The sequence below is a fragment of the Catenulispora acidiphila DSM 44928 genome, from assembly GCF_000024025.1.
Classification (GTDB): Bacteria; Actinomycetota; Actinomycetes; order Streptomycetales; family Catenulisporaceae; genus Catenulispora; species Catenulispora acidiphila.
The window spans coordinates 2,734,690-2,754,831 of the sequence record NC_013131.1; the positions used below are offsets into that span (position 1 = coordinate 2,734,690).

At 69.5% G+C, this 20,142-nt stretch carries 19 protein-coding genes; 16 read left to right on the forward strand and 3 right to left on the reverse strand.

All coding sequences use genetic code 11. The features are described from left to right. The first annotated feature begins 140 nt into the window (after window positions 1-140). The 5 genes from CACI_RS12040 to CACI_RS12060 all read left to right on the forward strand — a co-directional run bounded on the left by CACI_RS12040 (window position 141) and on the right by CACI_RS12060 (window position 5,437). On the forward strand, window positions 141-1,097 hold the full coding sequence (locus CACI_RS12040) for a carbohydrate ABC transporter permease (RefSeq protein ID WP_012786628.1): 957 nt from the start codon (window positions 141-143) through the stop codon (window positions 1,095-1,097). Between the two features lie 63 nt (window positions 1,098-1,160). After that, window positions 1,161-2,504, forward strand: coding sequence for an ABC transporter substrate-binding protein (locus CACI_RS12045; RefSeq protein ID WP_012786629.1), 1,344 nt, complete (start codon window positions 1,161-1,163; stop codon window positions 2,502-2,504). Then, window positions 2,501-3,373: a carbohydrate ABC transporter permease gene (locus CACI_RS12050; RefSeq protein WP_012786630.1), complete on the forward strand. Its 873-nt coding sequence runs from the start codon at window positions 2,501-2,503 to the stop codon at window positions 3,371-3,373. The genes CACI_RS12045 and CACI_RS12050 overlap by 4 nt, the downstream gene beginning before the upstream one ends. Beyond that, window positions 3,366-4,121, forward strand: a complete 756-nt coding sequence (locus CACI_RS12055; protein WP_012786631.1) for an HAD family hydrolase — start codon at window positions 3,366-3,368, stop codon at window positions 4,119-4,121. The genes CACI_RS12050 and CACI_RS12055 overlap by 8 nt, the downstream gene beginning before the upstream one ends. A 23-nt stretch (window positions 4,122-4,144) precedes the next feature. Continuing rightward, on the forward strand, window positions 4,145-5,437 hold the full coding sequence (locus tag CACI_RS12060) for an MBL fold metallo-hydrolase (RefSeq protein ID WP_012786632.1): 1,293 nt from the start codon (window positions 4,145-4,147) through the stop codon (window positions 5,435-5,437). Window positions 5,438-5,646: 209 nt separating this feature from the next. On the opposite strand, the gene CACI_RS12065 is transcribed toward CACI_RS12060, so the two are convergent. Then, complete coding sequence (locus CACI_RS12065; protein WP_012786633.1) at window positions 5,647-5,955, reverse strand: ferredoxin; 309 nt, start codon at window positions 5,953-5,955, stop codon at window positions 5,647-5,649. A gap of 322 nt (window positions 5,956-6,277) precedes the next feature. Between CACI_RS12065 and arc the strand changes: the two genes are divergently transcribed. The 9 genes from arc (at window position 6,278) to CACI_RS12110 (ending at window position 16,126) form a co-directional block, all read left to right on the forward strand. Further along, a complete protein-coding gene (arc, locus tag CACI_RS12070) occupies window positions 6,278-8,062 on the forward strand; it encodes a proteasome ATPase (RefSeq protein WP_012786634.1) in 1,785 nt (594 codons plus the stop codon). A gap of 216 nt (window positions 8,063-8,278) precedes the next feature. After that, complete coding sequence (gene dop / locus CACI_RS12075) at window positions 8,279-9,790, forward strand: depupylase/deamidase Dop (protein ID WP_012786635.1); 1,512 nt, start codon at window positions 8,279-8,281, stop codon at window positions 9,788-9,790. Window positions 9,791-10,016: 226 nt separating this feature from the next. After that, window positions 10,017-10,226: a ubiquitin-like protein Pup gene (locus CACI_RS12080; RefSeq protein WP_012786636.1), complete on the forward strand. Its 210-nt coding sequence runs from the start codon at window positions 10,017-10,019 to the stop codon at window positions 10,224-10,226. Window positions 10,227-10,301: 75 nt separating this feature from the next. Then, entirely contained in the window at window positions 10,302-11,168 is an 867-nt protein-coding gene (gene prcB / locus CACI_RS12085; protein WP_012786637.1) for a proteasome subunit beta, read from the forward strand. A 73-nt stretch (window positions 11,169-11,241) separates the two neighbouring features. Then, complete coding sequence (gene prcA / locus CACI_RS12090; RefSeq protein WP_012786638.1) at window positions 11,242-12,120, forward strand: proteasome subunit alpha; 879 nt, start codon at window positions 11,242-11,244, stop codon at window positions 12,118-12,120. A 74-nt stretch (window positions 12,121-12,194) separates the two neighbouring features. After that, a complete protein-coding gene (gene pafA, locus CACI_RS12095; protein WP_012786639.1) occupies window positions 12,195-13,556 on the forward strand; it encodes a Pup--protein ligase in 1,362 nt (453 codons plus the stop codon). A 237-nt stretch (window positions 13,557-13,793) separates the two neighbouring features. After that, window positions 13,794-14,777, forward strand: a complete 984-nt coding sequence (locus tag CACI_RS12100) for an FKBP-type peptidyl-prolyl cis-trans isomerase (RefSeq protein WP_012786640.1) — start codon at window positions 13,794-13,796, stop codon at window positions 14,775-14,777. A gap of 77 nt (window positions 14,778-14,854) precedes the next feature. Continuing rightward, entirely contained in the window at window positions 14,855-15,229 is a 375-nt protein-coding gene (locus tag CACI_RS12105) for an FKBP-type peptidyl-prolyl cis-trans isomerase (RefSeq protein ID WP_012786641.1), read from the forward strand. A gap of 267 nt (window positions 15,230-15,496) precedes the next feature. Then, window positions 15,497-16,126 carry a LysE family transporter gene (locus tag CACI_RS12110; protein WP_012786642.1) on the forward strand — a complete coding sequence of 210 codons (630 nt, stop codon included), beginning with the start codon at window positions 15,497-15,499 and terminating at the stop codon, window positions 16,124-16,126. Window positions 16,127-16,130: 4 nt separating this feature from the next. Here CACI_RS12110 and CACI_RS12115 read toward each other — a convergent pair whose 3' ends face one another. Then, complete coding sequence (locus tag CACI_RS12115) at window positions 16,131-16,673, reverse strand: anti-sigma factor (RefSeq protein ID WP_012786643.1); 543 nt, start codon at window positions 16,671-16,673, stop codon at window positions 16,131-16,133. A 99-nt stretch (window positions 16,674-16,772) separates the two neighbouring features. After that, complete coding sequence (locus CACI_RS12120; RefSeq protein ID WP_012786644.1) at window positions 16,773-17,834, reverse strand: DUF3866 family protein; 1,062 nt, start codon at window positions 17,832-17,834, stop codon at window positions 16,773-16,775. A 142-nt stretch (window positions 17,835-17,976) separates the two neighbouring features. Here CACI_RS12120 and CACI_RS12125 point away from each other — a divergent pair, with 142 nt between their 5' ends. Continuing rightward, entirely contained in the window at window positions 17,977-19,062 is a 1,086-nt protein-coding gene (locus tag CACI_RS12125; RefSeq protein ID WP_012786645.1) for a helix-turn-helix transcriptional regulator, read from the forward strand. Beyond that, window positions 19,059-20,030, forward strand: a complete 972-nt coding sequence (locus tag CACI_RS12130; protein WP_012786646.1) for a helix-turn-helix transcriptional regulator — start codon at window positions 19,059-19,061, stop codon at window positions 20,028-20,030. The genes CACI_RS12125 and CACI_RS12130 overlap by 4 nt, the downstream gene beginning before the upstream one ends. Window positions 20,031-20,142 lie beyond the last annotated feature (112 nt).

Below are 20,142 nucleotides of genomic sequence, written 5' to 3' on the forward strand. Positions count from 1 at the left end.
GCCTGGAGGAACTGGGTCCCGAGATAGGGACTGGCCAACATTCCAGGACATCACAAGATCGCGAATATAAGAAGCCTTGTAGTCATCTGTTCACCGAAACGTCGCGGGAACGCAACTCGGACCCGCGACAGTTTCGTGCCGTGACCGCAACGACCGAGGCCGCCAAGACCGCCGCCGCACCGTCCGGACCCCAGCGCCGGCGGGCGGCCCGCGACTTCCGCTCCACCCGCTGGGGCTGGGCGTACTCGGCTCCGGCCGTGCTCGTGTTCCTGGCCTTCGTGATCATCCCGACCGGGTACACGTTCTACGTCTCGCTGTGGAAGTGGAACGCGCTGAACCCGGCGCTGTCGAAGTTCAAGGGCCTGGGCAACTACTCGCGGCTGTTCGACGCGACGCAGCCGACGTTCCTCAGCAGCCTGTGGCACTCCCTGTACTTCACCGGCGCGATGGTGGTCGGCGGGACCGTGATCTCGCTCAGTCTGGCGCTGCTGCTCCAGCGCGGCGGCGCGCTGCTGAACGGCACCCGCGCGGCGATCTTCCTGCCGCACGCCACGCCGATCATCGCCACCTCGATGATCTGGACCTGGATCTTCAACGACAAGTTCGGCCTGGCCGACTGGGTCCTGCACAGCCTGCACCTGCCGACCTCGCAGTGGTTGCAGTCCTCGTCCTCGGCGATGCCCGCGGTCGTGATCTACAGCCTGTGGCACGAGGTCGGGTTCACCACCGTGGTGTTCCTCGGCGGGCTGGCCACGCTGTCCAACGAGCTGTCCGAGGCCGCGCGGGTCGACGGCTGCTCGGCGTGGCAGGAGTTCTGGCACGTCACCTGGCACCAGCTCAAGCCGGTCACCGTGTTCGTCGTCGCCATCACCGCGATCACCTCGCTGCAGGCCTTCACGCAGTTCTACCAACTGGCCAACGGCGGCCCGGCGTACGCCACCACGACCCTGAGCTACCTGGTCTACCAGGAGGCCTTCGTCCTGAGCGACACCGGCTACGGCGCGGCGCTGGCCGTGGTCCTGTTCGCCGTCACCGTCTTCTTCACGCTCGTCCGGCGCCGCACGGCTGCCGGCGGCGACTCGCACGCTCTCGTCTGAACCCGTACCGGCACCGAACCCGTACCGCCACCCCACCCCTCGACATCGGGAGACCGAAGACCCATGCGCAAGCGCATCACCGCGGCCGCCGGCCTGGCCGCCCTCGCCTTGACCGCCACGGCCTGTGCCGGCGGCGGGACCTCCACGCCGAAGTCCGACGGCGGCTCCTCCGCCAAGAGCACCGGCTCCGGCACCGAGCTCGCGGTGCCCGCCGGCCCGGTCACCATCACCTTCGAGGAGGCGATGACGATCGGCACGCTGAAGCCGGCGATGGACAAGCTGGTCTCGGACTTCCAGGCCAAGTACCCGAACATCACGGTCAAGCTCCAGGGCGAGCCGGACTACGCCACGATGTACACCAAGGAGAAGGCCGAGGTGCAGGCCGGGAACGCCCCGACCATCGGCCAGGCCTACGAGAGCTGGGCCTCCTACTTCCAGTCCTCCGGCGTGCTGGCGCCGATCAGCGACCTGGCCGGGACCGACACCCCGCCGGCGATGTCCACGTTCTACAAGGGCATCCAGGCCGACATGAAGCTGCCGGACGGCAAGACCTGGATGTGGCCGTTCAACAAGAGCGTGCTGATCCTGTTCTACAACGCCGACCTGATGGCCAAGGACGGTCAGAGCGAGCCCAAGACCTGGGACGACTACGCCAGCGTCATGAAGGCGGTCTCCAAGGACGGCGTCACCGGCTCCACGGTCGACCCGGGCTCGGCCAAGGCCGCGCAGTACGGCACGCAGTGGTTCGAGATCCTGGCCAAGGCCAACGGCGCGACCCTGTACGACGCCGACGGCACCCCGCACCTGAACGACCCCGGCGTGGTCAAGGCCCTGCAGTACATGAAGGACCTCAAGGACGCCAACGCGCTGGCGACCGGGACCAACTACCCCGGCGAGACCGCGCTGGGCGCCCAGAAGGGCATGTTCGACATCTCCTCGGCGGCCGGCTACGGCTTCGAGAACAAGACCGTCGGCGGCAAGTTCAAGCTCGGCATCAGCGCGCTGCCCTCGGGCCCGGCCGGCGCCGTGAACCAGCTGACCGGGACCAACATAGTGGTCTTCAAATCCGCCAGCGCCGACCAGAAGGCGGCGGCCTGGGCGTTCCTGAAGTTCATCACCAGCCCCGCCGAGCAGGCGCAGTGGGCGGCGACCTCCGGCTACCTGCCGGTGACCAGCCAGGCCCTCTCCGACCCGGTGCTGCAGGCCTTCGTGGCCAAGAACCCGTATGAGACCGCCGCGGTCTCCGAGCTCGACACCGCCTTCACCCTGCCCGGCTTCTCCTGGATCTTCCAGTGCCAGGGCTATGAGGCCACCGCGATCCAGGAGGCGCTGGAGAACGGCAAGCAGCCCTCTGACGCGCTGAACACCGCGCAGTCCGCCTGCGCCGCCGCGAAGGCACAGGGGTGAGCAAGCCCTCTGCCTCCCGGGGCATGGCGGGATCCAAGCGCGCCGGGCGATGGGCCCGGCGCGCGGTCGCCGTCGCCATCGGCCTGGCCTTCGTCTTCCCGTTCTACTGGACGGTGGTCATCTCGCTCGGGCATCCCGGCGAGTTCAGCGACTTCCCTCCGGTGCTGGTGCCGCACTGGGACTGGTCCAACTGGTCGCGCGCCTGGCACGCGGCGCCGTGGGCGCGGCTGTTCGCGAACACGATCCTGATCGCATCGTGCACGGTGGCGCTGTGTCTGGTCACCTCGCTGCTTGCCGGGTTCGCCTTCGGGGTGTTGCGCTTCCCGGGCCGCAAGGTGCTGACGCTGGTCGTGCTGTCCGTGCTGATGATGCCCGGCACGGTCCTGATCATTCCGGACTACGTGCTGGCCAACGACCTGCACCTGCTGAACACCTACTGGATCCAGATCATCCCGTGGGGCGCCAGCGTGTTCGGGATCTTCCTGGTGCGCCAGTTCTTCCTGACCATGCCCTCGGAGATCCTGGACGCCGCGGCGCTGGACGGCGCCTCGCGGCTGCGCTTCCTGCGCTCGATCGGCGTGCCGATGGTGCGCCCGGCGCTGGTCATCGTGGCCATCAACGTGTTCATGGGGTCCTGGAACTCCTTCCTGTGGCCGGTGATCATGACCAGCTCCAACATGGAGTCCTCGAGCACGGTGCAGCCGGTCGAGGTCGGGCTGTCCACCTTCGCCAACGCCGAGGGCACCGACTTCCCGGGCCTGGCCGCCGCGGTCACGTTCACCACGCTGCCGGTCATGGTGTTCTTCCTGCTCCTGCAGCGGCAGTTCATCCGGGGCGCGCTCTCGGCGGCCGGAGGCGTCCGTGGCTGAGCTGACCGCGCCGGAGCCGACCGCGCCGGACCGCCGGCCGATCCTGGTCGTGGATTTCGACGGCACCGTCTACCGCGACGACAGCCCGGTCCGCTTCTACGCCGAACACGCCGCCGGCAGCCTGCCCGCCGAGTGGCGCGGGCGCTTCCTGGACCTGTTCGAGGCCTACCTGGAGCGCGGGATTGCCGCAGCGGACCGGGTCGCCGACGAGGCCGCGGCCGCCGTGCTGCGCGGCTCGGTCGACGCCTGGGGCGCCGCGGCCGGACTCGCGGCGTTGTCCGGCGTCGCCCCGGCCGCCACCGAGGAGGCGTTCCTGGCCAGCCGGCAGTACATGCTGACGGCCGCCTGCCAGGTCACGGCGGTCCCGGCGCTGGTCGAGGCGATCGAGAAGCTGCGCGGCAAAGTCCGGGTGGTCCTGGCGACCAACAGCCCGGCCGGGGGACTGGCGCCGCTTCTGGAGCGGCTCGGCATCGGCGCGCTGTTCGCCGAGGTCGTCTCCGGCGCCAACAAGCCCGAGGGACTGCGGCGCTGGATCGCCGCGGAGCTGGCCGGCCGGGAGCCCGGCGAGCTCTTCTCGCTGGGCGACCACTACGTCAACGAGATCGAGCCGGCGATGGCGGTCGGCGCGCGCGCCGGCTACATCGACCGGTTCGGCCGCGCCGACGGTCCCGCGACGGTGACCGCCGCGGTGGTCGAGGACATCCTGCCCGGCGTCTTCGCCTGGGCTCGCGCGCTCATAACCCAATAAATAGGAAGAGAACACGTATCTCCATGGCAGCAACCGTCGAGTTCTGGGGCGGGGTCGGCGTGATCGGCTCCAGCAAGGTCCTGATCACCGAGGGCGACCACCGCGTCCTGCTCGATTTCGGGCTCGACATCCCCCGCGGCACCGACCTGTTCCGCCCGCCGGTCGTGCCCCGGCCGCACCGCTACCTCGCCGACCGGCTGCGGGTCGGCGCGGCGCCGCGGCTGCCCGGGGTCTACGACCCGGCGATGCTCGAGCCGGGGGACCCCTTGGCGCAGGACGGCCCGGCCACGGCGGTGTTCGTCAGCCACGCGCACATCGACCACTGCGGGCTCGTCGGAGCCCTGCGGCCCGGTATCGAGGTCCACGCCGCCCCGGAGACCGTCGCGGTGATGCGGGCGCTGACCGCCGCCGGGGACGGCCTGCCCGGCGGCGACCCGGACTGGCGCCCGCTGGCCGAGGAGGAGTCGGCGTGCTTCGGCCCGCTGACCGTCGAGCGCGTCACGGTCGACCACGACGTGCCCGGTGCCAGCGGCTACCTGGTGACCACCTCCGACGGCGTGCTGGCCTTCACCGGCGACATCCGGTTCCACGGCCGCGCGCCGGAGCGCGCCTGGCGCCTGGCCGAGCGCGCAGCCGGTTGTGAGATGTTCGTCACAGAGGGCACGGCGCTGGGTCTGCCGGTGTTCCCCGGCCCGGTCCGCACCGAGCAGGACGTCGTCCGGGACTTCGCCGCGGCGTTGGAGGAGGCGCGCGGGGACCTGGTGCTGCTGGCGATGTACCCGCGTGACCTGGAGCGGGTCGCGGAGTTCATCGAGGTCGCCGGCGCCGCCGGACGGAAGATCGTCTGGGGCGAGGCGGTCGCGGTGTTCCTGCGGGAACTAGGCGTCCAGGACGTGCTCGCCTTCTCCGAGGTCGGGCTGCAGGCGCTCAAGGACGACCCGGGAGGCTTCGTCTACCAGCCGGATCTGCGCGACCTGCGCGGCATCCCGGACCTGGCGGACCTGCCGGTCGGAGAGCGGACGGTGTGGCTGCACGCCAACGGCGAGCCGCTGGGACCGTTCGAGTCGCGCTGGCCGCTGTTCACGGAGTGGCTGGACGTCCTGGGCATCCCGCTGCGCCGGATCGGCTCGTTCGGCCACGCCACCGCCGATGACCTGCACACACTGGTGCACCGCGTCGCGCCGCGGACCGTGGTGCCGATCCACACCGACGCCCCGGAGCGGCTGCACCCGGTGGCCGGTCCGGTCCGGCTGCTGCCGGTCCTCGCTCAGTCCTACGACCTAGGTGGTCACCCGATCGAGCGAACGCCAAAATGACTGGCAACCTAGATGCCGCATGAAGCGTCTGGGTTATCGGTTGGGGTAAGCAAACGGGGTTGGAGCGCGGGGTGCGCCATCGGATGGAGGCGCACTCGCGGGTCGGGCACGAGGGGGCGTGACGGCGGCAGGAGCTGGTGCCGAGCTGGGGCGGAACTGGTCTGCCGCCGTCCAGCTCGTGCGCTGTGCCTTGTGCGCCGCGCGCCGTGCTAAGCGTCCTCGGCGTTCGGACCCGCGACCAGCACCTTGTCGCCGGCGCGCCGGACGTGGATGCACTCCCCGGGGCACTCCTTGGCCGAGTCGATCACGGCCAGCACCAGATCCGAGGGCACGGGGACCCGGGCCTCGGCGCCGGTGAGCAACTCGGCGTCCGGGCCGTTCTTCACATAAGCGACACCATCGATGTCGAGTTCGAACACGTCCGGCGCATACTGCGCGCAGATGCCGTCCCCGGTGCACAGATCGTGATCGATCCATACCTCAAGCGCATCCGTGTCAGTGGTGACGGTCATAATCATGACGCTACCAAGGAGCCGGGGAGAACCATCCGGCGCCCTCGCTCGTTGATCCAATCGTCCTCGACAAAGCAAGACCAGTCGGCAAGGATCGGGATCACAACTCCGGGCCGGCCACATAACCAGCCGAGTGAGGGGGAATCGTGATGACGACAGACCTTGTTGTTCCAACGACGAGCACCCGAGTTCCGGACCCGCGGGGGATGCCGCTCCCGGTCTCGGTGGCAACTGCACAACATTCAGCGGTTTCAAGAACGCTTCCGCTAGGCAGGACAGCAGCAAGGAAGTTCTTGAGCATCGCAGCTTCCGGCGGGAGGTGAGGACCGTGCCAGCACACGACGACGACATCCGCGAGGGCGCCGGCCGCTCGGCGCGCGGGTCGGACGACCTCGCTGCCCAGGTCACGTACCTGGAGCAGGAGATCGCCGTCCTGCGGCGCCGACTTCGCGACGCCGCGGACGCCCCACGGGGCGGACGGGCCGTGGAGGAGCGGATCAACGAGTTGCAGGCCACTGTGGCCGGGCTCACGAGCCAGAACGAACGGCTGGTGGCGACGCTTCGCGAAGCGCGCGACCAGATCGTGGCGTTGAAGGAGGAGATCGACCGGCTCGCCCAGCCGCCCAGCGGCTTCGGGGTGTTCCTGGAGGACGTCGGCGAGGGCAACGCCGACATCTTCACCGGCGGCCGCAAGATGCGGGTGTCGGTGAGCCCCTCCATCGAGGGCGGCACCCTGCGCCCCGGCCAGGAGGTCATGCTGAACGAGGCGCTCAACGTGGTCGCCGCGTTCGGCTTCGAGAGCGTCGGGGAGATCGTCAGCCTCAAGGAGATCCTGGAGGACGGCAGCCGCGCCCTGGTCACCGGCCGGACCGACGAGGAGCACGTGGTGCGCCTGGCCGAGCCGCTGCTGGAGTCCGGCGTCAAGCTGCGCCCCGGCGACGCGCTGCTGATGGAGCCCCGCAGCGGCTACGTCTACGAGGTCATCCCCAAGTCCGAGGTCGAAGACCTCGTACTCGAGGAGGTGCCGGACATCTCCTACCTGGAGATCGGCGGGCTGGACGGCCAGATCGAACTGATCCGCGACGCCGTCGAGCTCCCGTATCTGCACCCTGACCTGTTCAAGGAGCACAAGCTCCGGCCGCCCAAGGGCGTCCTGCTCTACGGCCCTCCCGGCTGCGGCAAGACCCTGATCGCCAAGGCGGTGGCCAACTCCCTGGCCAAGAAGGTCGCCGAGGTGACCGGCTCGGACAACGTCAAGAGCTACTTCCTCAACATCAAGGGCCCTGAGCTGCTCAACAAGTACGTCGGCGAGACCGAGCGGCACATCCGCCTGGTCTTCCAGCGGGCTCGCGAGAAGGCCAGCGAGGGCGCCCCGGTCATCGTGTTCTTCGACGAGATGGACTCGCTGTTCCGCACCCGCGGCAGCGGTATCAGCTCCGACGTGGAGAACACGATCGTCCCGCAGCTGCTCTCGGAGATCGACGGCGTCGAGGGCCTGGAGAACGTCATCGTCATCGGCGCCTCCAACCGCGAGGACATGATCGACCCGGCGATCCTGCGCCCGGGCCGGCTGGACGTGAAGATCAAGATCGAGCGTCCGGACGCCGAGGCGGCCAAGGACATCTTCGGCAAGTACGTCACCACCGAGCTCCCGCTGCACGCCGACGACCTGGCCGAGCACAGCGGGGACCGGCAGGAGACGGTCACCGCGATGATCCAGGCCACGGTCGAGCGGATGTACAGCGAGATCGACGAGAACCGGTTCCTGGAGGTCACCTACGCCAACGGGGACAAGGAAGTCATGTACTTCCGCGACTTCAACTCCGGCGCGATGATCCAGAACATCGTGGACCGGGCCAAGAAGTCCGCGATCAAGGACTTCCTGGACCACAAGCAGAAGGGTCTGCGCGTCTCCCACCTGCTCGGCGCCTGTGTCGACGAGTTCAAGGAGAACGAGGACCTGCCGAACACCACCAACCCCGACGACTGGGCCCGCATCTCCGGCAAGAAGGGCGAGCGGATCGTGTTCATCCGCACGCTGGTCACCGGTAAGCGCGGAGGTGACACCGGCCGCTCGATCGACACGATCGCCAGCACCGGCCAGTACCTGTAGACCCGGGCACCATCGCGCGCCGCCCGCGTGCTGTCACCCGACAGCGCGCGGGCGGCGCGTGCTTTGCGTGCTTTGTCAGGGCCGGGTGAGCTGGGCCGCAGCGACGATTCATTGATCACCGCACGGGTACACACACCGAGTGGCAACCCATCACCCCAGTAAAAACCGTGCACAAGGCACTGCCACACGTCACCCCCGCGGAATAAGGTGGCCGGTATGAGCGTGTGGCGAATCATGGGCACCGAGACCGAGTACGGCATTTCTGTACCAGGGAACCCCGGCGCCAACGCGATGCTGATCTCGTCCCAGATCGTCAACTCCTACGCCGCGGCCATGCACCGGGCGCGGCGGGCGCGCTGGGACTTCGAAGAAGAGAACCCTCTGCGCGACGCCCGCGGCTTCGACCTGGCCCGCGACATCGCCGACGCCAGCCAGCTGACGGACGAGGACGCGGGCCTGGCCAACGTGATCCTCACCAACGGCGCGCGGCTGTACGTCGACCACGCACACCCCGAGTACTCCTCCCCGGAGGTCACCAACCCGCGCGACGCGGTGATCTGGGACAAGGCCGGGGAGTGGATCATGGCCGAGGCCTCGCGCCGGGCCGCCGAGATCCCGGGCACCGCGCCGATCAACCTGTACAAGAACAACACCGACAACAAGGGCGCCTCCTACGGCTCGCACGAGAACTACCTCATGCAGCGCAGCACGCCCTTCGCCGACATCGTCCGCAACCTGACCCCGTTCTTCGTCTCCCGGCAGGTGGTCACCGGCGCCGGCCGGGTGGGCGTCGGCCAGGACGGCCGCGCGCACGGCTTCCAGATCTCCCAGCGCGCCGACTTCTTCGAGGTCGAGGTGGGCCTGGAGACCACCCTCAAGCGCCCGATCATCAACACCCGCGACGAGCCGCACGCCGACCCCGAGCGCTACCGCCGGCTGCACGTCATCATCGGCGACGCGAACCTGGCCGAGATCTCCATCTATCTCAAGACCGGCACCACGGCGCTGGTCCTGGCGATGATCGAGGAGCGCTTCATGTCCACCGACCTGTCGGTGGACTCCCCGGTCCGCACCCTGCACCAGGTCAGCCACGACCCGACCCTGCGCCAGCTCGTGACGCTGCGCAGCGGCCGCAAGCTGACCGCGGTGCAGCTGCAGATGGAGTACTGCGAGCAGGCCCGCAAGTTCGTGGAGGACCGCTACGGCTCCGACGTGGACGACGTCACCAAGGACGTGCTGGAGCGCTGGGAGTCGGTGCTCACCCGGCTGGAGTCGGACCCGATGTCGCTGTCCCGGGAGCTGGACTGGGTCGCCAAGTACGAGATCCTTCAGGGCTACCGCAAGCGCGACGGCCTGGAGTGGGACTCCTCGCGGCTGGAGCTGGTGGACCTGCAGTACTCCGACGTCCGCCCGGAGAAGGGCCTGTACCAGCGTCTGGCGGCCCGCGGGCGCTTCGAGCGCATCACCACCGACGAGCAGATCCGCGCGGCCGTGGACCACCCGCCGGAGGACACCCGGGCGTACTTCCGCGGGCGGTGCCTGGACAAGTACGCCGACTCCGTGGCGGCCGCGTCCTGGGACTCGGTGATCTTCGACGTGCCCGGCCGGGAGTCGCTGCAGCGGGTCCCGACGCTGGAGCCGACGCGGGGAACCAAACAGCACGTCCAAGCGTTGATCGATCGGAGCCGCACCGCGGAGGATCTGGTACGGGCTTTGACCGAGGGCTGAGACGAAACGTTCCATCATCCGGACCAGCGCCGCTTCGGCGCTGGTCCGACGAATTCCACAAACGTAATTATCCCGCCCGCCAGCCCACCACCGCCCGTTAGTGAGGTGCTACGCACCGCTCTTCTAATTGGCATCGCGATCACGCGTGGAATACCCCCGTTCGGGGGAAGTTGAAGCTAGAGTGAGGAAGATCGGCAACCTTGCCGAGGAGTGGGAGAGGGCTGAGATGGCAGCGGACGAACGCGGCGGCCAGCAGCATGCGAACCGCGACAAGGAAGAGGTCGAGGAAACCACCCCCGAGGCGAGCAGCGACCTGCAGGAACGGCAGGAGAAGCTCTCCGAGGACGTGGACTCGATGCTGGACGAGATCGACGAGGTGCTGGAGGCCAACTCCGAGGACTTCGTGCGGGGCTTCGTCCAGAAGGGTGGCCAGTGAGGTTCGCGATCTACTAGGGTCGCAGCACGTCACGGACCGTTTTCGTACGAATCTTGATAGAAGGGGATTGCTGAAGTGGAATCCAACGCGGACTGGGGCTCTCGGGGCGGTCTGCCGCAGGCGTTCCTCACGCCCGGCATCTCCTCTTTCAGCGAGTTCTTGAAGGGGTTCGCCCCCGAGTACCTGCCTTCCGGGCGCCCCCTTCCGGGCGGCCTCGGTTCGGCCAGCGCCGCCGGCGACATCGCGCCGCACGGCACCACCATCGTCTCCATCGCCTTCCCCGGCGGCGTGCTGCTGGCCGGGGACCGCCGGGCCACGATGGGCAACTTCATCGCCCAGCGCGACATCGAGAAGGTCTTCCCGGCCGACGAGTTCTCCGCGGTCGGCATCGCCGGCAGCGCCGGGCTGGCCGTGGAGGTGGTCCGGCTCTTCCAGCTGGAGCTGGAGCACTACGAGAAGATCGAGGGCGTCACGCTCTCCACCGACGGCAAGGCCAACCGCCTGGCCACCATGATCCGCGGCAACCTGGCCATGGCGATGCAGGGCCTGGCCGTGGTCCCGCTGTTCGCCGGCTACGACGAGGAGACCGGCCAGGGCCGGATCTTCAGCTACGACGTCACCGGCGGCATGTACGAGGAGCACGACTTCTACTCGGTCGGCTCCGGCTCGATGTTCGCCCGCGGCGCGCTCAAGAAGCTGTTCCGCCCGGACTTCACCGCCGAGGACGCCGCGGTCGCGGCCGTGCAGGCGCTCTACGACGCCGCCGACGACGACTCGGCCACCGGCGGCCCCGACCTGTTCCGCAAGATCTTCCCCGTCGTCGCGGTGGTCACCGAGGACGGCTACCGGCGGCTGCCGGACGAGGAGCTGTCCACACTCGTGGAAAGCATCATGGACGCCCGGCGTGTGGTGCCGGACGGACCCCGCTCCCCGCTGCGATAGCGATAGCTTGGCGGTCGCAGCACTCTTACCCCCATCTTGCAGACACCTCGGTCCCAGTCAGGAGTGACCCGTCGTGACGACGCCGTTCTACGTCTCGCCCGAACAGATCATGAAGGACCGGGCCGAGTATGCCCGCAAGGGCATCTCGCGTGGCCGGTCCGTGGCAGTCATCTTCTATGACAAGGGCATCGTGTTCGTCGGGGAGAACCCGTCGCGGGCCCTGCACAAGATCTCCGAGATCTACGACCGCCTCGCCTTCGCCGCGGCCGGCCGCTACAACGAGTACGAGCAGCTGCGCATCGCCGGCGTCCGGCACGCCGACATGCGCGGCTACGTCTACGACCGCCGCGACGTCACCGGCCGGGCGCTGGCCAACACCTACGCCCAGGCGCTGGGCACGATGTTCAGCGAGGGCGCGGGCAAGCCGTATGAGGTGGAGCTCGCCGTGGCCGAGGTGGGCGAGGCGGCCGCCGACGACCAGGGCTACCGGATCACCTTCGACGGCCAGGTCACCGACATCCGCGGCTTCCAGGTCCTGGGCGGTGCCGCGGACGCGGTGACCCAGGTGCTGGAGTCCTCCTACGAGGAGAACGCCGCGCTGGAGACGGTCCTGAACGCCGCGGTCGACGCCCTGGGCCGGGACGGCACCGAGCCGCGCACGCTGGCGCCGAACCAGCTGGAGGTCGCGGTCCTGGAGCGGACCCGCACCCAGGCGCGCAAGTTCCGGCGGATCTCGGAGAACGCGCTGGCCCGGCTGCTCGGCGTCGCCGGCGACAGTGCCGGTGAGGGCGAGGGCGACAGTGAGGACGGGGCGAAGAACGGGGGCGGCGACGCCGGCCAGACGGGCACCACGAACCCGCCGGCCGCCAAGTCCGTGCCCGCCGACGACGGCGACGTGCTCGGCGCCGTCGACGACATCCTCGGCGAGGACGGGACTCCTGAGGAGTCCTGACATCTGCGGCAGCCGAAACCACGACGCAGAGGTCTGACGCGGATCAAAGTCTAACGCGGCATAAGGTGGTCAACATGGACCGGCGGATCTTCGGGCTCGAAAACGAATACGGCGTCACCTGCACGTTCCGCGGACAGCGCCGCCTGTCCCCGGACGAGGTCGCCCGCTACCTGTTCCGCCGCGTCGTGTCCTGGGGGCGCTCCAGCAACGTCTTCCTGCGCAACGGCGCGCGGCTGTACCTGGACGTCGGCTCGCACCCGGAGTACGCCACCCCCGAGTGCGACTCCGTGCGCGAGCTGATCGTCCACGACAAGGCCGGCGAGCGGATCCTGGAGGGTCTGCTGGCCGACGCCGAGCGGCGCCTGCACGAGGAGGGCATCGCCGGGGACGTCTACCTGTTCAAGAACAACACCGACTCGGCCGGCAACTCCTACGGCTGCCACGAGAACTACCTGGTGGGCCGGCACGGCGAGTTCTCCCGGCTGGCCGACGTGCTGATCCCCTTCCTGGTCACCCGGCAGCTGATCTGCGGCGCCGGCAAGGTGCTGGCCACCCCGCGCGGCGCGGTGTACTGCGTCTCCCAGCGCGCCGAGCACATCTGGGAGGGCGTCTCCTCGGCGACCACCCGGTCCCGGCCGATCATCAACACCCGCGACGAGCCGCACGCCGACGCCGAGAAGTATCGGCGGCTGCACGTGATCGTCGGGGACTCCAACATGTCCGAGACCACGATGCTGCTCAAGGTCGGCGCCACCGACCTGGTGCTGCGGATGATCGAGGCCGGCACGACGCTGCGCGACATGACCCTGGAGAACCCGATCCGGGCGATCCGCGAGGTCAGCCACGACATGACCGGCCAGAAGAAGGTCCGCCTGGCCAACGGCCGCGAGATGAGCGCGCTGGAGATACAGGAGGAGTACTTCACCAAGGCCCGGGACTTCGCCGAGAAGCGCGGACTGCGCACCGGCGCCGTGGACCGGATCCTGGACCTGTGGGAGCGCACGCTGACCGCGGTGAACACCGGCGACCTGGACCTGATCTCCCGGGAGATCGACTGGGTCATCAAGTACCAGCTCATCGAGCGCTATCGGGCCAAGAACAACCTGGCGATGTCCGCCCCGCGGGTGGCGCAGCTGGACCTGGCCTACCACGACATCTCGCGCAACCGCGGGCTGTACTACCTGCTGGAGAAGCGCGGCATGGTCGAGCGGACCGCCACCGACCTGGAGATCTTCCAGGCCAAGTCGGTCCCGCCGCAGACCACCCGGGCGCGGCTGCGCGGGGAGTTCATCAAGCGGGCGCAGGAACAGCGGCGGGACTTCACCGTCGACTGGGTGCACCTGAAGCTGAACGACCAGGCGCAGCGCACCGTGCTGTGCAAGGACCCGTTCCGCTCGGTGGACGAGCGCGTGGAGAAGCTCATCTCCTCGATGTGAGCCCTGTGAGCCCGGTGAGCCGCTGGTGAGTCGTTCTGACGGGTTTGCCTCGTCGTGACCCGCTGGTGAGCAGCTCTGGCGGATTTGCCTCATCGTGACCCGTTCCCGGCTCCGGCCGGGGGCGGGTCGCGCTAGTGTGGTGCGGTCCCCAGACGTGTGATCATCTCACCGCACGTCGCAACGCCCTGCCGGGTGCTCGTCCAGGTCCCGGCTCCGCGCCCGATTCGAGGTTTCCCAGTGCGCCGTTCCGTGGCCGCCCGCCGGACCCAGACCGCCCTCGCCGGCCTCGCCGCCGGCCTGGTGCTGCTGGCCGGCTGCTCGTCGAGCAAGCCCGCCGCGCCGAAGCCCTCGGCCACCTCCGGCGCCCCGGTCGCCCAGGCCATCGGCATCCGCCCGAGCATCCAGGTGCCGGCCGGCCAGCCCGACGGCAAGCTCGGCGTGAAGGTGAAGATCCCCGGCGACGGCGCCAAGGTCACCGACGGCAGCGCGGTGGTCCTGCAGTTCACCGCCAAGCTCTGGCGCGACGGCTCGGACCTGGGCAGCAGCTACGACCAGGGGCAGCACCCGGTGACCGAGGTCGAGGGCGCCGGCCAGATGCTCCCGGGCTGGGAGCAGGGCCTGAAGGGTCAGAGCGCCGGCAGCCGGGTGGAGCTGACCGTCCCGCCGGCCCTGGCCTTCGGCTCCAAGGGCACCACCGACGGCAAGATCACCATCACCGGCACCGACACGATCATCTTCGACCTGGACGTCATCGGCGTGTACCCCTCGCCCCAGGCCGACATCCCGGCCGGTCCCGGCGTCCTGAACGACCCGGCGCTGCCGACCGTGGCCACCACCGTCGGCCCGAACGACCCGAAGGTGACCATCCCGGCCGGCAAGCAGCCGCCGACCGCCGGGGTGTACAAGCCGGTGATCGTCGGCAAGGGCGCCCCGGTGAAGAAGGGCCAGATCCTGGTGGTCCAGTACGAGGGCCTGATCTGGCGCACCGGCCAGATCTTCGACTCCTCCTTCAGCAAGAGCAAGTCGGTCTTCGCCACCCCGATCGGCATCGGCGCCGTGGTCCCGGGCTGGGACGAGGGCCTGATCGGCCAGACCGTGGGCTCCCGCGTGCTGCTCGTGGTCCCGCCGGACAAGGGCTACGGCACCGCCGGCCAGCCCGACGCCGGCATCCAGGGCACGGACACCATGGTGTTCGTGGTGGACATCCTCGACGCCCGCTAGCACCGGCGGGGCGGCCAGGGGCGCCCTGATAGCGTAACGAGGAGTCCATCACCGACAGGATTGGGAACAGCAAGCCCATGAGTCTTGACAAGCCTGAGATCGACTTCCCCGACTCCCCGCCCCCGGCGGACCTGGAGATCACGGACATCACCGTCGGCACCGGTGACGAGGCCGCCGCCGGCCAGCAGGTCACGGTGCACTACGTCGGCGTGTCCTTCTCCACCGGCGAGGAATTCGACGCCTCCTGGAACCGCGGCCAGCCCTTCGCCTTCCCCCTCGGCGGCGGCCGCGTCATCGCCGGCTGGGACCGCGGCGTGGCCGGCATGAAGGTCGGCGGCCGCCGCAAGCTGGTCATCCCGCCGCACCTCGCCTACGGCGACCGCAGCCCCAGCCCCCTGATCAAGCCCGGCGAGACCCTGATCTTCGTCGTCGACCTGCTCAAGGTGGGCTGAGCTGAGGCTGAGCTCCACCGTGAGCTGAGACTCGGCGTGAGCTGAGCGAGCTCCGGCTGGGCTCCGGCGTGAGCTGAGCTCGGCATGAGCTGAGTGCAGTGCCCTCGATGGCCGTTCTGATTTCGGGACGGCCATCGGCGTGTTCAGCGTGTGGTCGATTCCGGGGATTTGATCGGCGAGGCCAATCGCAGGCCAATCGGTGGTGAGTGGCCTGGTGCAGCCCCGCGGACCCGTCTTAGCTCGGCGCTCGCGTGGCAGCATCGTCCTATGCCTGTCGCGTCCTTCGCCGCCTTGCTGACCGTGTGGACCCTGGCCCTGCTGATTCCGGGCCCCGATTTTCTCGCCGTCTCCCATGCCTCGGTCGCGCGCTCGCGCCGTGACGCGGTCTTCGTCGGGCTCGGCGTCGCCGCGGCGATGGCGGTGTGGGCGACCACCAGCCTGGTCGGGCTGACCGTGCTGCTTGTTCGCTTCCAGCCGGTGTTCGAGGCGGTTCGGGTGGCCGGCGCCGCCTACCTGCTCTGGCTCGCCTTCCAGCTCCTGCGCTCGGCCGCCCGCCGCAAGGTGCATGGTCCGGCCGCCGGCGCCACCGGTGTTCGTCCCCGGGGCGCCGTGTCGGCCTTCCGCGCCGGCTTCTTGTGCAACATCGGCAATCCGAAGGCTGCCGTCTTCTTCTCCAGCGTGTTCGCCGCGCTGCTTCCGCCGCACGTCGACTGGGAGTACCGCACCGCGATCGGCGTGGCGATTCCTGCGATCGGCGTCGCCTGGTACGCGCTCGTGGCGTGCCTGTTCTCCGCCAAGCGGATCGCTGCGGCTTATGCGCGGGCGCGCCGTGTCGTCGACGCCGTGACCGGGACGTTGTTCGCGGTGCTGGCCGGTGATCTGCTGATCGCCGAGTAGGCGGCTAGCCGAACTTCAGCTCCGCGATCGGTGCGCTGGACGGCGTGTGGGCGTCGCCCGAGGGCTCGACCGTGACCTCCACCGCGGTGACCTGGGCCGGGAGCGAGACGACGACCACGTCGTTCTGCGGGCCGTTGAAGCGGGAGTTGCCGACCGGCTTCGGCGCGGCGTCAGGGCTGGTGCGGTACCAGAACTCGTAGGTGCGGCCGCCGGTGAGCGAGGGCAGGTCGTGGCCTGTGATCGCGAAGCGGTGCAGCTTGGGGGAGTAGAACGCGGTCACCGAGCCGCCGCCGGTCGCGGGCTGCTCCGAGGTCTGCAGGCCCGGCGTCCCGAGCACGAACGCGACCGCCTTCTCGTTCGCCTCCGCCGACATCTGGCGGTCGTGCACACGCAGCGTCGTCCAGGCGAACGCCGCGGAGGCCAGCCCGAACACGATGCAGCTCAGGAGCAGGACGGGAACCGCGCGCAGCTTGCGGTCGGGCACGATGTGCTCCACGTGCTGCAGCTGATCCACGTCGACCTTGACTTCTTCGACGCCCTCTTCCACGGCCAACGTCCCTCCCGGGTCTCGCCTGTCGAATGTGCAGCATCCCATAGTGCTGACAACGGGGGGTCCGTGACCAGAGATCGGCGAAAGTGTTCTGCCTCAGACCTTGTCAGTGGCCGCCAATCGGCCCGCGCAGGCCGAGGCGAGGAACGCCGCGTGGTCCTGGTCAAGACCACGGCCCATCGTGCTCAGCTTCACTGGAGAGGAACGCAAGGCGGAATCCAGTCCGTCGACCGGTACGCGAACCACCGTATGTCGCGTCTCCAACTCCGCAGCCTGCGCAGCCACTGCACGCCAGAAGGCGTCGTCCGCATCCGGCAGTGCTACCTCGGCGCGCGCCAAGGCGACCTTTCCATATGCGGTGAGGCTGTGATGGCTCACTCCGTGGTGTCGCTCGCGGGCATCTCCAGAGGAAACCCTTAGCGCGGCGACAGGACGTCCCCCTAGGACGGCCGCCGCATTCACCGCCTCGCCGCACGCGACCCCCGAGAACCCCCACTCCGTTCCGGTCCCGAGGTTCCCCGGTCCCTGCGTGACGACCGCGATGTCAGCCTTCAGCACATGGCGCGCCGCAAGGAGCCCGCTATATACAGTCACGCACTCCAGATCACCGCCGAACGCCTGTCCGACCGTGACGGTCCCCGCTGCCAGCCACCCCGCGTCGCGCAGTCCGTCGACCGCCCTGGAGAACCACAAGGGGAGCGCGCCTCCGTCGGTCATCACATAGGCGACGCGCGCAGAGGGACGCTCCGCGCGAATCCCCGCAACGACCGCAGGCAGCGCCGAGTGCAGGTCGGCAACCACCACAGGCATCCCGTCCAAAGACGACGCAGTCGCCAACTCCGGGTAGCGTTCCTCCGCGCCGTCCACCACGGTCTGCAGCGGCGTATAGCGCGCCTTCACCATGTGCCCCTCTAAGGGGGCGTCCGCAGGGAGTCGCGAGGGGATCGCCACGACCAGCGCGTACCCGCCGGTCCCCAACCCCAGCTCCAGAGCCGCGACCGAGAGCAGCACCTCGTCGCCGACCTCAGGGCGTCCGACCAGCTCCGGGTATGCCAACGCCCGGAACATTCGCCCGTCCGCGGTCGTTACATCTAACTCGAGGGAACCGCGCCAAGCGCGGCCTACAACCGACACGACCCCACGCCGCCACTGGATCACCCACCCACGCTACCGGCCCGGTGACACCCCGCTAGCCGACCCGCAGTCACACTTTCGTGTTCGCCAATGTGTACGACGCTGCGCGCTCCCGCCTATTAGCGCTACCGTTCACGCGTACCCGAGTTGTTGTAGGAGAACCTCGATGCCCGCCACGAAGACCGAGCGGTTGGTGAACCTGGTCATCTGCCTGCTCGCGTCCAAGCAGTACGTGACCAAGGAGCGGTTGCGCGCCACCCTGGAGCCGTATCGCGAGTGCCCCACGGACGACGCTTTCGAGCGTATGTTCGAACGGGACAAGGACGAGCTCCGCGAGATGGGCATCCCCCTGGAGACCGGTACCAACAGCGCGCTGTTCGAGGACGAGATCGGCTACCGCATCCCCAAGGACTCCTACAACCTCCCCGAGATCCGCCTGGAGCGGGACGAGGCGGCGGTGCTCGGCGTCGCCGCGCGCTTCTGGCAGCAGGCGGTCCTGGCCTCCGACGCCTCCTCGGCGCTGCTCAAGCTCAAGAGCGCGGGCATCGAGGTCGGGGACATCAGCCAATCCGGCATCGAGCCGCGGGTGCGGACCGAGACTAGCGCCTTCGAACCGCTGCTGCAGGCGATCTGCGACCGGCGCCCGGTGTCCTTCGGCTACCGCAAGTCCGGCGAGGTGGACCCCGTCGGGCGCAAGGTCGAGCCGTGGGCCATCGACTCCTGGCGCGGGCACTGGTACCTGGCCGGCTACGACCGCGACCGCGGCGCCGACCGGATGTTCCGGCTGGACCGGATCGTCGGCGAGGTGGTGCTGCTGGCCGGGCATCTGACCGAGGCGGTGCCCGACGACATGGACGTGCACGCCAAGGTCGCCGACTTCGCCTGGAAGCAGAACCGCAACGTCGGCACCGCCCGGCTGCGGCTGAAGGCCGACACCGGCTTCCTGCTGCGCCGCCGCGCCACCGAGTGCGAGCCGGAGCTGCTGGACGGCGAGCCGACCGGCTGGGACGTGCTGTCCGTACCGCGCAACACCGGCATGGCCGGCTGGCTCGCCGAGTTCGGTCCCGACGTGCAGGTCCTGGACCCCCCGGAGCTGCGCGCCGCCGTGATCGCCCGGCTGCGCGCGGCGGTGGCCGGCAACGCGCTGGCCGCGAGCGACGAGATGACGCAGCACGGAGCCCGGATCGGCGCCCAGGCGATCCGCACCGACACCGGGGAGATGACGGGCGAGATGACGGGAGCCTCCCGATGAGCGGCGCCGCGGCACAGGTCCGCAGGCTGTTGAACCTGGTGCCCTACCTGCTGGAGCACGAGGGCGCGAAGCTGACCGAGGTGGCCGGGGAGTTCAACGTCTCCGAGAAGCAGCTGCGCAAGGACCTGGAGACGCTCTGGATGTGCGGGTTGCCCGGCGGTCTGCCGGACGACCTGATGGAAGCCCATATCGGCGAGGGCGGCACCATCCACCTGGAGAACGCCGAGGCGATCGTCCGTCCTCTGCGTTTCTCGGTGCGCGAGGCCGTCGCGCTGCTGGTCGCCCTGCGCGCTCTGGCGCAGCTGCCCGGCGTCGCCGACCGCGACGCCCTGCTGCGGGCCATCGCCAAGCTGGAGGAGGCCGCCGGCGAGCGCGGCGCGCAGGCCTCGCAGCGCGTGACGGTCGCCTTCGAGGCGCGCGCCACCGTGCTGGACCGCATCCGCCAGGCCCTGGACAGCGGCCACCGCCTGCGGCTGGAGTACTTCGTCCCGTCCCGGGACCAGGTCACCGAGCGCGACGTGGACCCGATGCGCGTGATCCTCTCCGACGGCCACGCCTACCTGGAGGGCTGGTGCCGCCGCAGCGAGGCGGTGCGCGTGTTCCGGCTCTCGCGCATAGTGGCCATCGACGTCCTCGACATCGCCGCCGAGATCCCGGAATCGGCCGAACCCCAGGACCTCGACGACGGCGTCCTGCGCCCGGCCGCCGACGACCCCCTGGTCACCCTCGAAGTGACCCGCCACGCCCGCTGGGTCGCCGAGAACTACCCGAACGAAGGCGTCGAGGAACTCCCCGAAGGCGGCCTGCGCATCGCCCTGCGAGCCCCCGACCAGGGCCGCATCCTCCGCCTGGTCCTCCGCCTCGGCGCCGACGGCCGCATCGTCGACCCCCCGGCCCTGGCCGACCAGGTCCGCAAGACCGCCGCCGAAGCCCTCGCCCTCTACGGCGCCGCCGAGGCCCAGGCGTGAGCCAAGGGGACGCCCCCGACCGCGACTGGTTCCGCGGACGCCGCCCCACCGAGGCACCCCGCACGCCGCGACCGGTGGGCGAGGCCTTCGGCCACCTGCCGAAGGAGGATGC

What these genes read in the sequence shown, in the direction of transcription:
- CACI_RS12045 (WP_012786629.1), top strand. Translation starts at nt 1,161, where the DNA reads ATGCGCAAGCGCATCACCGCGGCCGCCGGCCTGGCCGCCCTCGCCTTG.
- dop (WP_012786635.1), top strand. Translation starts at nt 8,279, where the DNA reads ATGAGCGTGTGGCGAATCATGGGCACCGAGACCGAGTACGGCATTTCT.
- CACI_RS12105 (WP_012786641.1), top strand. Translation starts at nt 14,855, where the DNA reads ATGAGTCTTGACAAGCCTGAGATCGACTTCCCCGACTCCCCGCCCCCG.
- CACI_RS12065 (WP_012786633.1), bottom strand. Translation starts at nt 5,955, where the DNA reads ATGATTATGACCGTCACCACTGACACGGATGCGCTTGAGGTATGGATC.
- pafA (WP_012786639.1), top strand. Translation starts at nt 12,195, where the DNA reads ATGGACCGGCGGATCTTCGGGCTCGAAAACGAATACGGCGTCACCTGC.
- CACI_RS12080 (WP_012786636.1), top strand. Translation starts at nt 10,017, where the DNA reads ATGGCAGCGGACGAACGCGGCGGCCAGCAGCATGCGAACCGCGACAAG.
- CACI_RS12125 (WP_012786645.1), top strand. Translation starts at nt 17,977, where the DNA reads ATGCCCGCCACGAAGACCGAGCGGTTGGTGAACCTGGTCATCTGCCTG.
- CACI_RS12110 (WP_012786642.1), top strand. Translation starts at nt 15,497, where the DNA reads ATGCCTGTCGCGTCCTTCGCCGCCTTGCTGACCGTGTGGACCCTGGCC.
- CACI_RS12060 (WP_012786632.1), top strand. Translation starts at nt 4,145, where the DNA reads ATGGCAGCAACCGTCGAGTTCTGGGGCGGGGTCGGCGTGATCGGCTCC.
- CACI_RS12130 (WP_012786646.1), top strand. Translation starts at nt 19,059, where the DNA reads ATGAGCGGCGCCGCGGCACAGGTCCGCAGGCTGTTGAACCTGGTGCCC.